The 13,793-nt window shown below is 67.5% G+C and carries 6 protein-coding genes; 5 read left to right on the top strand and 1 reads right to left on the bottom strand.

Annotated features, from left to right (window positions below; genetic code table 11):
• Positions 1-145 precede the first annotated feature (145 nt).
• From PFY01_RS01095 to PFY01_RS01080, 4 genes are all read left to right on the top strand, one after another.
• Positions 146-4,267 (top strand): FecR domain-containing protein, encoded by a 4,122-nt coding sequence (locus PFY01_RS01095; RefSeq protein WP_420197058.1) that lies wholly within the window; start codon positions 146-148, stop codon positions 4,265-4,267.
• 2 nt (positions 4,268-4,269) lie between these two features.
• The gene (locus PFY01_RS01090) at positions 4,270-6,645 is read left to right on the top strand and encodes an EAL domain-containing protein (protein WP_271042087.1); all 2,376 of its coding nucleotides are present in this window, start codon (positions 4,270-4,272) and stop codon (positions 6,643-6,645) included.
• A 114-nt stretch (positions 6,646-6,759) separates the two neighbouring features.
• Positions 6,760-7,185 carry a TadE/TadG family type IV pilus assembly protein gene (locus PFY01_RS01085; RefSeq protein ID WP_271042086.1) on the top strand — a complete coding sequence of 142 codons (426 nt, stop codon included), beginning with the start codon at positions 6,760-6,762 and terminating at the stop codon, positions 7,183-7,185.
• Positions 7,185-8,861, top strand: a complete 1,677-nt coding sequence (locus PFY01_RS01080; protein WP_271042085.1) for a TadG family pilus assembly protein — start codon at positions 7,185-7,187, stop codon at positions 8,859-8,861. The genes PFY01_RS01085 and PFY01_RS01080 overlap by 1 nt, the downstream gene beginning before the upstream one ends.
• Before the next feature lie 3 nt (positions 8,862-8,864).
• Here the strand turns inward: PFY01_RS01080 and PFY01_RS01075 are convergent, their stop codons facing one another.
• Entirely contained in the window at positions 8,865-10,220 is a 1,356-nt protein-coding gene (locus PFY01_RS01075) for a M23 family metallopeptidase (protein ID WP_271042084.1), read from the bottom strand.
• A gap of 318 nt (positions 10,221-10,538) precedes the next feature.
• Between PFY01_RS01075 and PFY01_RS01070 the strand changes: the two genes are divergently transcribed.
• Entirely contained in the window at positions 10,539-13,745 is a 3,207-nt protein-coding gene (locus tag PFY01_RS01070; RefSeq protein WP_271042083.1) for an intermembrane phospholipid transport protein YdbH family protein, read from the top strand.
• Positions 13,746-13,793: the final 48 nt, after the last annotated feature.

The following is a 13,793-nucleotide window of genomic DNA, read 5'->3' as shown; positions in this document are numbered from 1 at the left end:
CCAGGCTCTGGCGGATGAATGGCGCATCAGGGAAGTGGCGGGCGTTGTTCGCGTGGCCATACCGGCGCGGCCCGCTGCAAACGGCTCGGTTGGGCAGGTATTACCGACCGGAACCAGCGTCACGACAGGCGGAAACGGCCGTGCGATGATCACGAACGGTCAGCAAAGGGTCGTGGTAGGGCCGAACAGTCGCACCACGCTCGCGCCAGAAGTCGGAGGCATGACGCGGGTCTTGCAGGACCTCGGCTCGGCCCTTTTCCAGGTCGATCGGCAGAGGCAGCCGCACTTCCGCGTGGAGACGCCGCTGCTTGCCGCCGTGGTGAAGGGGACGACATTTACAGTCACCGTCGACCCCATGGGCGACCGCGTGCATGTCGCAGAAGGTCTGGTCGAAGTTCGTGCCAATAACGGCAATGCCGTCAGCGACGTGGCGGCGGGCGCCACCGCCCTGGTTCCACGCCAACAACCGTCCAGCGTCGAGGTTTCCACACCGGCGGCTGCAGTTCCGACGGAAGCGGCTCCCGTTGCGGCGCCGAGTCTGGACTACGAGGCCTTGACCGATGGTCTGGTTCAGAACCCCCCAGCGGCCGCGCCAGCAGCCACTACTGTGACGGCGTCCACATCAGGCACCTCGACGGCCGCGACGACGACAACATCGGCTACGACCACAAGCACGACTCCGGTTCCAACGACGTCTTCAACTGCGACGTCCACCGCTGCGGCAGGAAACTCCGCTTCAAGCGGAAACGCTTCACTGCCGCCAGCTGCAACCAACGCAAGCAACAATGCCGCAGCGGGCCCCGGTAACAGCGCCAATCCTGGAGCGACTAATCCTGGCAACCCCGGCTCGGGCAACCCCGGCGCCGGCAACCCGGGCAACGGCAACCCGGGCTCGGGTAACCCCGGCAACGGCGATTCCGGCAACGCTAACCCTGGCTCGGGCAACCCCGGCAACGGTAATCCGGGCTCGGGCAACCCCGGCAACGGCAACCCTGGCTCGGGCAACCCCGGCAACGGTAATCCGGGCTCGGGCAACCCCGGCAACGGCAACCCTGGCGCCGGCAACCCTGGCAACGGCAATCCAGGCGCTGGCAATCCGAGCAATGGCAACCCCGGCAACGGTAACCCGGGCTCGGGCAATCCGGGCAACGGTAACCCGGGTTCGGGCAACCCGGGCAACGGCGATCCCGGCAACGGTAATCCGGGCAATGGTAACCCTGGCTCGGGGAACCCCGGTTCCGGCAACCCCGGCAACGGTAATCCAGGCAACGGCAATCCGGGCTCGGGTAACCCCGGCAACGGCGATCCCGGCAACGGTAATCCGGGCAATGGTAACTCTGGCTCGGGGAACCCCGGTTCCGGCAACCCCGGCAACGGTAATCCAGGCAACGGCAATCCGGGCTCGGGCAACCCCGGCGCCGGCAACCCTGGCAACGGCAACCCGGGCTCGGGTAACCCCGGCAACGGTAACCCCGGTTCCGGCAACCCGGGCAGCGGTAATCCGGGCAATGGTAACCCTGGTTCCGGCAACCCTGGCTCGGGCAACCCAGGCAATGGAAACCCCGGCAACGGCAATCCAGGCGCTGGCAATCCGGGCAACGGCAACCCCGGCAACGGCAACCCTGGCGCCGGCAACCCCGGCAACGGCAACCCTGGCAACGGCAACCCCGGCAACGGCAACCCTGGCGCCGGTAACCCTGACAACGGCAATCCCGGCAATGGCAATCCGGGCAACGGCAATCCGGGCTCGGGTAACCCCGGCAACGGTAATCCGGGCAATGGTAACCCGGGCTCGGGCAATCCGGGCAATGGAAACCCCGGCAACGGTAATCCAGGCAACGGCAATCCGGGCTCGGGCAACCCCGGCGCCGGCAACCCTGGCAACGGCAACCCGGGCTCGGGTAACCCCGGCAACGGCGATCCCGGCAACGGTAATCCGGGCAATGGTAACCCTGGTTCCGGCAACCCAGGCTCGGGCAACCCAGGCAATGGAAACCCCGGCAATGGCAACCCCGGCAACGGCAATCCAGGCGCTGGTAATCCGGGCAACGGCAACCCCGGCAACGGTAATCCGGGCAATGGCAACCCTGGCAACGGCAACCCAGGCTCGGGCAACCCGGGCAGCGGTAATCCGGGCAATGGTAACCCTGGTTCCGGCAACCCCGGCAACGGCAACCCTGGCGCCGGTAACCCTGACAACGGCAATCCCGGCAATGGCAATCCGGGCAACGGCAATCCGGGCTCGGGTAACCCCGGCAACGGTAATCCGGGCAATGGTAACCCAGTCTCGGGCAACCCCGGCAACGGCAACCCAGGCTCGGGCAACCCCGGCAACGGCAACCCTGGCGCCGGCAACCCCGGCAACGGCAACCCTGGCGCCGGCAACCCTGGCAACGGCAATCCCGGCAATGGCAATCCGGGCAACGGCAATCCGGGCTCGGGTAACCCCGGCAACGGTAATCCGGGGAATGGTAACCCGGGCTCGGGCAATCCGGGCAATGGTAACCCTGGCTCGGGGAACCCCGGTTCCGGCAACCCCGGCAACGGTAATCCAGGCAACGGCAATCCGGGCTCGGGCAACCCCGGCGCCGGCAACCCTGGCAACGGCAACCCGGGCTCGGGTAACCCCGGCAACGGTGATCCCGGCAACGGTAACCCCGGCAACGGCGATCCCGGCAACGGTAATCCGGGCAATGGTAACCCTGGTTCCGGCAACCCCGGTTCCGGCAACCCAGGCAACGGTAATCCAGGCAACGGCAATCCGGGCTGGGGCAACCCCGGCGCCGGCAACCCTGGCAACGGCAATCCGGGCTCGGGTAACCCCGGCAACGGCGATCCCGGCAGCGGTAATCCGGGCAATGGTAACCCTGGTTCCGGCAACCCCGGCAACGGTAATCCAGGCAACGGCAATCCGGGCTCGGGCAACCCCGGCGCCGGCAACCCTGGCAACGGCAACCCGGGTTCGGGCAACCCGGGCAACGGCGATCCCGGCAACGGTAATCCGGGCAATGGTAACCCTGGCTCGGGGAACCCCGGTTCCGGCAACCCCGGCAACGGTAATCCAGGCAACGGCAATCCGGGCTCGGGTAACCCCGGCAACGGCAACCCTGGCAACGGCAACCCGGGCTCGGGTAACCCCGGTTCCGGCAACCCCGGCAACGGTAATCCAGGCAACGGCAATCCGGGCTCGGGCAACCCCGGCGCCGGCAACCCTGGCAACGGCAACCCGGGCTCGGGTAACCCCGGCAACGGCGATCCCGGCAACGGTAATCCGGGCAATGGTAACTCTGGCTCGGGGAACCCCGGTTCCGGCAACCCAGGCAACGGTAATCCAGGCAACGGCAATCCGGGCTCGGGCAACCCCGGCGCCGGCAACCCTGGCAACGGCAACCCGGGCTCGGGTAACCCCGGCAACGGTAACCCCGGTTCCGGCAACCCGGGCAGCGGTAATCCGGGCAATGGTAACCCTGGTTCCGGCAACCCTGGCTCGGGCAACCCAGGCAATGGAAACCCCGGCAATGGCAACCCCGGCAACGGCAATCCAGGCGCTGGCAACCCTGGCAACGGCAACCCAGGCTCGGGCAACCCCGGCAACGGCAACCCTGGCGCCGGCAACCCCGGCAACGGCAACCCTGGCAACGGCAACCCCGGCAACGGCAACCCTGGCGCCGGTAACCCTGACAACGGCAATCCCGGCAATGGTAACCCGGGCTCGGGCAATCCGGGCAATGGTAACCCTGGCTCGGGGAACCCCGGTTCCGGCAACCCCGGCAACGGTAATCCAGGCAACGGCAATCCGGGCTCGGGTAACCCCGGCAACGGCAATCCGGGCTGGGGCAACCCCGGCGCCGGCAACCCTGGCAACGGCAATCCGGGCTCGGGTAACCCCGGCAACGGCGATCCCGGCAGCGGTAATCCGGGCAATGGTAACCCTGGTTCCGGCAACCCCGGCAACGGTAATCCAGGCAACGGCAATCCGGGCTCGGGTAACCCCGGCAACGGCAACCCTGGCAACGGCAACCCGGGCTCGGGTAACCCCGGCAACGGCGATCCCGGCAACGGTAATCCGCGCAATGGTAACCCTGGCTCGGGGAGCCCCGGCAACGGTAACCCCGGTTCCGGCAACCCGGGCAGCGGTAATCCGGGCAATGGTAACCCTGGTTCCGGCAACCCTGGCTTGGGCAACCCAGGCACTGGAAACCCCGGCAATGGCAACCCGGGTGGGGATGATCCCGGCAAGGGTGGTCCTCGGCCTCCGAAGCGGTGACCATGCGCGCTGCTGCTGATGAACTCGGTCGACGTCGACTTTCTGTCGTCGTCTGGTCCGTGCTGATCCTGGCGTTCGCGGGCGTTGGAATGCTCGCGAACGCCTTCCGGCCTCTAGACGACGTGATCGCCTCTGCGCGGTTCTCGGTTCTGGAGCTACCTGCCAGCCAGAGCCTGACGATCGTCGAGATCGATTCCCGAAGTCTGGTCGCCGCAGAGTCCTGGCCATGGGATCGACGACGATATGCCCAGGCGATCGACAATCTGCTTGCGGCCGGCGCGACCCTGGTCGCCGTCGATGTCGATTTCAGCGCGCCGTCCAACCCCACGTCCGATCAGGCGCTGGCGGCGGCCGTATCGCGCCACCCCGGGCAGGTGGCGTTGGCGACTTTCGAACAGATGGAGTCATATGGCGCCGCCGAAAGACGCAGATCGGGCAATCGTCCAATCGCGCCGCTTCTAAATGATTCCTTGCTCGCGTCGGTCAATGTGCCGGTGGATGGCGACGGAAGGGTGCGCCATTACGATTACGGCGCCTCAGATGAATCGCCGCCATCGGTCGCGGCCCTCCTGGCCGATGCCTCGGTGCGTCAGGGCGCTTTCACCGTCGATTTCGGGATCGAGCAGAAATCGATCCCCCACCTCAGTTTCGAGGACGTCTACAGCGGCCACTTCGACCCCTCGCTCGTGCGCGGCAAGAAGGTCCTGATGGGGGCGACGGCCCTGGAACTTGGCGACGAGTTCGCCACACCCGTCGGGCTGTTGCCCGGCGTCATCATCCACGCCCTCGCCTACGAAAGTATCGCTGACGGACGGGCCTTGGTCAGCCTTAGCCCGCTTGCTCTTTTGATCCTGTGCGCCGGGCTCGTCGGGGCGTTACAGCCTGTCAGAAGCGGGGGCGCTGCTCTATGGCGGTTGGTCGTGCGCCATGTCGCCGTCACGGCCTTGATCGTGATCGCTCCAATCGTGCTTCAGGCCTCGCTTCCGGTCAGCATCGACATCACCGCGCTTCTTTTCACGCAGACACTGATGGCGATCTGGGCGACCCGCGTGGAGCTGACGAGGCAAGCCAAGGCGATCGTGCAGGCGCGAGAGGCCGGCCTGCTTCATCTGGCGATGCATCAGCCGGAAACAGGGCTTCCCAACCGCCGAGGCCTGCTGGCGGGCATCGACGATCTCATCGCCACAGCCGAAACCAACGTCGCCGTGTTTGCGATCGGCGTGGATCGCCATGCGGAGATGCGCGGGGTCGTCGGTTATGACGTCGCCAACACCTTGATGGTACAGCTCGCCGACCGCTTGGCCAATTTGGCCGACGTGGACCTGGTGGCGCAAATCGCGTCCTCGGTGCTCGCCTTCTCGCGGGCCGATCTGTCCGTCGATCAGCAACACGCCTTGGCCAGATCGCTTCGCGCCGTGGAAACGACCTTCATCGTCGACGGCCAGCCTCTGGATTTGTTCGTCCGCATCGGCAGCGCCTCGCAGGATACGCATTCGGCGAGCGGCGATGCCCTGATCGAACGGGCGACGACGGCGCTTAACCAGGCCCATCACTCGGACGACCGTACGGTGCTTTATGACGAGGCGACCTTTGTCGATCCCGACAACAACCTCGCCCTGATGTCGGAACTTCGTGACGCCCTGCGCACGAGCGATGTCAGTCTGCACTATCAACCCAAGCGCAAGACCTCGGACGGCTCTACGGCTTCGGTCGAGGCGCTCTGTCGATGGCATCATCCCGTTCGGGGTCGGATAGGGCCGGACCTGTTCATTCCGATCGCCGAACAGACGGGACAGATCAGGGTCCTGACCGAATGGAGCATCGTCAAAGCGATCGAGGATCAGGCCGCGTTGAGGGCCCAGGGCGTTCATCTGGCGATCGCTCTGAACGTGTCCGGACGGCTCCTTGTGGACGAGGCCTTCCAAGCGCGTGCGCTCCAGTTGATCGAGGGCTGCGACGCCGATCTCATCTTCGAAATCACTGAGACTGCCGTCATCGAAAACCCGAAGATCGCGGCCCAGGCGATCGCGGCCTATCGAGCGGCGGGGGTGCGGATTTCGATCGACGACTACGGCGCCGGCCTATCTTCGCTCAGCTATCTGAAAATGCTGAACGCTGACGAGTTGAAGATCGACCGGTCCCTGATCCTTGATGTCCTCGACAGCGGGCGTGATCGCCTGATCATCAAATCCACCGTCGATCTGGCCCACGGTTTGGGCATGACCGTCGTCGCAGAAGGCGTTGAAACCGAGGAAGTCTTTGACGCCTTGTCGGCTCTGGGGTGTGACACCATCCAGGGCTACTGGGTCTCGCGACCATTGCCGTTCGACGACTTGCTTGCTTTTTCGCGACATCGGATCGGGCCGAAAAACGGGTGATGGCCGGTTAGAGCTGGCAGCTGTGGATGAGGCGAGCATACAACCCGCCCAACGCCTACACGAACGCTTAACTGTGCCTGACATACAACCCATGATAGCAATCGTGAGGTTGGCATGCGGACGTTCGGACCCATTCCTGCTGCAAGGCGACGCGGGCGCGAGGGCGTGGCGGCGGTGGAGTTTGCGCTGGTGGGGCCGATCCTGGTCCTGCTGCTGATCGGCATCGTCGTCTATGGCGGCTGGTTTTTGATGGCCCAGTCGGTTCAGGCCCTGGCGTCGGAGGGAGCCACGGCGGCGATCGGGGGGCTGGATCCAGTCGAGCGCGACGGTCTGGCGCGGCGTGAAGTCAGCGAGGCGGTGCGAGGCGTGGCACTGAACCCCAAGCACACGACCATTGAGGTGATGGAGGACGCCGGCCGCCTGCGGGTCGTCGTGGCCTATGACGCGAGCGACAGTCTGATCATGGCGCTGGGCGGGATGCTGCCGCGCCCGCCGTCTGTCATTCGGCGTTCGGCGGTCATCCATGTGGGCGACTATTGATGAGGGCCTGGGCGCCTCGGCTGCTGCTCCGGTTCGGCGCTGATCGGCGTGGGGCGGTGGCGGTGATCGCGGCGGTCGCGGGTGGCCTGTTGTGTCTGTTCACGGCGGCGGTGATCGACCTGGGCGTTCTGGTGCTGCACACGCGTCGGGTTCAGGGGGCGGCGGATCTCGCGGCGCTGTCGGCGGTGCGAAACCTGGCACAGGGCGAGGGTGCGGTCTCGCGCGCGGCCCAGGCGACGGTTGAGGCCAATGTCGCGCCCGACGTCTCGGTCACCGTGGCGACGGCGCTGGGCGTCTATACGCCCGATCCGGCCAAGGCGCGCAATGACCGGTTCATGACGGGCGGCGTGAAGCCGAACGCCGCACGGGTCGAGGTCACCAGCCGCGCACCGATGTTCTTCACGCCGCTGTTGCTGGGCCGCGATCAGGTGCGGGTCACCCGCCGGGCCACGGCGACGACGGGCGGCGGGACGCCCAAGGCCATGATCTCGATCGGGTCGCGTCTGGCGCGACTGGACGGCGGCGTGGCCAATCAGGTGCTCGGCGGCCTGACCGGGTCCAAGGTCTCACTCAGCGTCATGGACTATCGTCGTCTGATCGATCTGGACATCAATCTGCTGGGGTTTACCGACGCCCTGGCGAACGATCTGGGCGTCCAGGTCGGCGACTACGACCGGCTTCTGGCGACCCAGGTCGACGCCGGCCGCGCGTTGAGGGTGCTGGAGCGCGTGGCGGGCGGCCAGGACGGCGGGGCGCTGGGCAAGCTGGCCTCGGCCTCGGTCGGGACAAAGGTCAGGCTGGGCGATCTGATCGGGCTGGAGGCGCGCTCGCTGGACGGAATCCGCGAGGGGCTGGACGCCTCGGTGTCGGCCATGGATCTGGTCATGGCCATGCTGGAGGTCGGGGGCGGGGATCGACAGATCGCGCTGAACCTGGGCGTGCCGGCGGGGCTGGGGGATCTGAAGACCAGCCTGGCGATCGGCGAACGGCCCAATCGCTCCCCGTGGCTGACGGTGACGGCTGACGGCCAGCCGATCATCCACACGGCCCAGGCGCGGCTCTATGTGCGGGCCAAGACCGCGCAATCCCTGTCGGGTCTGGCGCGGGTCGAACTGCCGATCCTGATCGAACTGGCGGCGTCCGAGGCGCGACTGAAGTCGCTGTCCTGCGATCCGACGCGCGCGGTCGAGGTCGATGTGCGGCCGGGCTTGGCGCGCGCATCGATCGGTGTGGTGGACGAGGCGAAGCTGGGCGATTTCAAAACCCCGCTGACGCCCCAGCGCGCGACCCTGCTGTCGGTCCTGGGCCTCGTCAGCATCACCGGCAAGGCCGATGTTGAGGCGGCGGACATCGGTTTCAGGCCGCTAAGGTTCGACGTGGGCGACATCGACAATCAGCGCACCAAGACCATGGCCTCGCGCAGCTTCGTCAGCGGGGCGGTCGCCAGCCTGCTGGCGCGGCTGGACGTGGATGTGAACGTGATCGGGCTGGGCCTGGGGCTCGGCGACCTGACCAAGGCCCTAGGGCGGCTGCTGGAGCCGCTGGGGCCGGTGCTGGACGGCGCGCTGAATCCGGTACTGGACCTGTTGGGCCTGAAGCTGGGCGAGGCCGATGTGACGGTCCACGGCCTGTCCTGCCCGACGTCGGGGCGCACGACCCCGCGTCTGGTCGGCTGAACCTTAGCCGCGGGCGGGACGCAGGCCTTCGGCCGAGGCCTGCTGCATGGCCGGGCGCTTTTGACCGCCCGAGGCGATGATGCGGTCGATGCGGGCCTTTTCGGCGCGGAAGGCGGTCAGGTCGGCGCCGGCCAGTTCGGTGCCTTCCTGGGTGCGCACGCCGGCGGGATTGATCCGCTGGCCGCCGCGCCACAGCTCATAATGAAGGTGCGGACCGGTCGAGGCGCCGGTCGAGCCGACATAGGCGACAATCTGGCCCTGGCTGACCCGCTGGCCGGCGCGGATGCCCGAGCCGTAGCGCGACAGGTGGCCGTAGCCGCTTTCCAGGCCGTTGTTGTGGCGGATACGCAGCCAGTTGCCATAGCCGCCCCAGCGGCGCGCCTCGACCACCACGCCGTCCGCGGGGGCCACGACCGGCGTGCCGGTTCCGGCGGCGAAGTCGATGCCCTGGTGCATCTTCTTATAGCCCGAGATCGGGTGGGTGCGGAAACCGAAGTTGGACGACACGCGGCGGAAGCTCTGCAGCGGCGTGCGCATCATGGCGGAGCGCAGGTTCTTGCCGTTCGAATCGAAGAACTGAGCCTCCTTCGCGCCGGCGGGCTTGAAGCGATAGAAGGTGACGCCGCGCAGTTCGGCGTACATCAGGTCGCCCACATCCACCGTGCGGCCGGCCTCGGTCACTTCACGGTCGAAGACCATGGTGAACTCGTCGGTGGCGCGAATGTCGCGCTGCATGTCGAACCTGGTGGCGAACAGGCGGCTGGCCGAGCGGACGATGGAGGCGGTGGCGCCCAGTTCGCGCGCGCTGGCCGACAGGCTGCGCTCGACATCGCCCTTCAGGACGACGGTCTCATGGGTGACTTTTTCTTCCAGCGAACGCAGGCGCAAGGCGCCGTCGAAGCTGCGCGATACGGTCAGCTGGGACGCCGGGCCGGTGCGCATCGTCAGGCCGATCAGGCGGGCGTCGCCCCGGCCGTTGCGCGGTTTGGCGATGGCGGTTTCGAACTTCAGTCCGGCGCGCAGATCGGCCAGGTCGAAGGCGTTGGCGACGGTGGCGGCGACGGCGCTGGCTTCTTCGGGGGCAACGCCGGTGCGGCGCACGGCCTGTTCGAAGGTTTCGCCACGGCGGATCTGGACGTTGACGGCCTCGGGCGCGGTCAGGCCGGCGGGCGCATTGGCGGCGGCGAAGGCCTTGGCTTCCATGGCTGCCATCTGAGCCGAGGTCAGGGCGGGAACTTCTTCGGCCTGAGCGGGTTGATAGGCTCGACCAGCGAGCATCGCCACCGAGATTGCAGCTGCCGCCGTAAGCATGTGCGGCGCGAGCCGCATCGGCTGGCGGCGTGGGTCGAACTGAGCCATCGGTCCCCGTCGTATTGCGACGCCTTCGGCGCCAAAGCTTTACTCGTTCTCGAAGATCGCGCCGTATCGCCCGTGGCGCGAAGGCGGTCCTATACCGCGCTTGTCTCATTTTGGAAAGCAGACCGTTACAAACGGTTAACGTGCGTCAGACAAAGCTCGACGGTGCGAGGATCCCGACCTGTCGATTCGCCGTTATCTGGCCCAGCTTGACCGGCAGGAAGCGGGCGCCGACGACCGACCGTCACGCTTTGATCTTGTGCTGGAGACAAGGATGACCAAGGTGGACGGCCCGCTGTTTCAATCACGCGATCGATCCGTTTGACCGACACACCGTCCAAGCCAAAGCCAAAGCCGCAGGCCAAGACCCGTCGCATCCTGCGCGCCGTCGCAGTCGGCGTTCTGATTCTGGCGCTGCTGATCGGCGTGGTGGCGGCCCTGATCTATCTCAATCGCCGCGCGGTGGCCCGCAATGTCCTCGTCGGCTGGCTGGACCAGCGCGGGATTCCGGCCGATGTCGAGGTGGAGCGGATCGAGATCGACGGCTTCGTCGGCCGCATCCGCATCGGCGATCCCGACAATCCGGATGTCGTGGTCGAGCGGGCAGAGGTCGATTACGCGGTCGCCCTGCCGTGGTCCAAGTCGGGCCTGGGCGTGACCCCCAGCCGCATCCGCCTGCTGCGACCGGTCGCCCGCGCCAGCTGGAAGGGCGGAAAGCTGTCGTTCGGCTCGCTGGACCCGCTGATCAAGGAGTTCACCGGCGGGCCGCCGCGCCCGGATTCGCGCGGACCCCTGGTCATCGTCGAGGGCGGTCGCGGGCGGTTGAATACTGAATACGGGCCGGTCGATCTGCTGGCTGACGCCCGGATTGACGACGGCAAGCTGATGCGGCTGGCGGCGCGCCTGCCGAACGCCGCGCTGAAGAGTGGTAAGACGCAGGCTCAGGGCCTTTCCGGCCTGCTGGACCTGACCACGACCGGCGACCGGATGGCGATCAAGCTGTCGGCCGCCGCCGACAGCTTCGCGACACCGGCTGCGCGGGGGCAGGGGGCTGCGCTGACGCTGACCGGCGATCTGCCCTATCCGGATCTGAAGACGCGGCGCGGCGACGGCCGGGCGGTTCTGGACGGCCGCCTGACGGGCGAGCGCCTGGGAACCCCAACGCTCAGCGCCCGCAGCGCCGATGTCGCCGCCCGGTTCGACGGCGTCGTCTCCGGCTGGATCGAAACCTTCCGGCTGGACGGCGAAGTCACGACCGCGCTGAAGGCGGCGGCCGTCGAGGGCGCGGACCTGCGCATCGCCGATGTCGCCGCAACGGCGACGCGCAGCAAGCTGACGGTGTCGCGCGACGACGCCGTGCGCTGGCGCATGCAGGGGCCGCTGTCCCTGAACGCCGGTTCGGGACGGACGGGTCAGACGACGATCGGCGGATTGTCGTTGACGTCGCGCGACCTGGCCTTGGGCGGCAAGGATGCGGCCTTCGAGACGACAGGCCCTTTGAGCGCGACCTTCGATCGTTTCGGTTTCGGCGACCTGGCGCTGAAGCGCGGCCGCGCCGACCTGAATCTGGACGTGGTCAGCGACGGCGGGCTTCAGATCGCGGCGAACGGATCGCTTCGCGCCGCCGACGGCGCCTGGCCCCTGTTCGGCGCGGTCGGCACCGACGACATCGCCGAGCTGGCTGAGATGAAGCGCGCGCTGGGACGCTTCGCCCTGAACGCGCCCGCCATCCGCTTCGCCACGGGCGCGGCCGGCACCACCGTCGGCCTGTCGCGTCCCGTGACCCTGACGCCCGCCAACGGCGGCGTCCTGACGGTGGCTCAAGGTCAGGGCGGCGCCTATCAGGGCGAGCCGGGACGGCTGGGCGGCGGGGCGATGACCGTGACCGCAACGCGCGGCAAGGGCCTGCCGGAAATGTCCGTCGCGATCCCGAACTGGCGTCTTACCGAGGGCGGGTTCGAAGCCATGCTGGACGGTCGCGCCCGACTGGATTTCGACCTGGCGGGCGGCATCGACGCCCGGACGCGCGGCGTCCTGGCTATGAACGCCGGCCGGCTGACCTATGCGACATCGGACTGCGTCGACCTGACCGTCGAGCGGCTGGAGCTGGACGAGAACGACGTCCATCAGGTCGCCGGCAAGCTGTGTCCCCAGGGCGGTCCGCTGTTGACGTCGAAGGACGGCGTCTGGCGCGTCGCGGGCGGGTTCAGTCAGGTCTCGGCCCAGGCGCCCTTCCTCGGCATGCGGTTCGCCGACGCCTCGGGCCGTGTCACCGTCGATGGGACCAAGGCGGGCATCGGTTTGACCGCCAATGTGGCCGCCGCCCGCGTCGTCGACGCCCTGACGCCGGAACGGTTCGAACCGCTTTCCGCCACAGGATCTGCGACACTAGCCAACGAACGCTGGAGCGGCGCCTTCGATCTGAAGGGCACGGGCGCGGCGGCCGCCTATGGTCTCGGCCGCCTGACCCTGGCGCACGATGGCCGCACCGGATCGGGCGGCATCGTCATCACTGCCCCGAACGTGACCTTCGCCGAGCATGGGCTTCAGCCGGCGATGCTCAGCCCCTTGGCCGCCGACTTCCTGCAGTCGCCGGTCGAGGGCGCCGTGAGCTTCGACGGGCGTTTCGACTGGACCAAGGACGCCGAACCGACCTCCAGCGGCCATCTGGTCACGCCGGGCCTGGATTTCGTCAGTCCGGTCGGGGCCGTGAAGGGCCTGCGCGGCGACATCGTCTTCAGCAGCCTGACGCCCCTGATCACCGCCCCGAACCAGAAGCTGACGGCCGACAGCCTCGCCGTCGGCACGGCGGTCACCGCGCTGGATGTGACTTTCTCGATCAATGAGGCCGGGGTGCTGATCGACGGCGCCCAGGTCATCGCCGGCGGCGGGACCGTCTCGGTCGAGCCCTTCACCGTCCCGCTGGACGCGACCCAGCCCTACAGCGGCGTGATCGTGCTGGATCGGGTGCAGCTGGGCGATATTGTCGCCGACACCGGCTTTGACGACAAGGTTCAGCTGGACGCCGTCGTCTCGGGCCGCCTGCCCTTCATCATGGACCCCAAGCGCGGGCTCAAGATCACCGCCGGCAAGCTGGAGGCGGTCCAGCCGGGCCGCCTGTCGATAAAGCGGGACGTCCTGACCGATGTCGCCGCCAGCGGCGGGGGCGGCGAGGTGTCGGAAAACGTCGTCGAGGACCTGGCCTATCAGGCGATGGAGAACCTGTCCTTCGACCAGCTCAGCGCCGATGTGAACAGCCTGGACGGCGGGCGTCTGGCGGTCCTGTTCCACATTCGCGGCCGCCACGATCCGCCCAAGCGCCAGGAGCTTCGGCTGACGATCGGCGAACTGATCAGCCGCCAGTTCCTGAACCGCAAACTGCCGTTGCCGTCGAACACCCAGATCGATCTGACGCTGGACACGACCCTGAACGCCAACCAGCTGATCTCGGATCTGCTGGCCGTCAATCGCGCTCGCCAGGGTCAGCAGGATGCGACGCCCGCGCCCGTCCCGGCGCCTGCCGATTGAACTTCACCATTCAGCGCGCGTTCATTGGACGGCGTGCTATTAGAGACA

This window comes from Brevundimonas vesicularis, from assembly GCF_027886425.1.
Lineage (GTDB): Bacteria > Pseudomonadota > Alphaproteobacteria > Caulobacterales > Caulobacteraceae > Brevundimonas > Brevundimonas vesicularis_C.
Note: the sequence above shows the minus strand (reverse complement) of the source record. Positions and strands in the feature narration are given on the sequence as shown.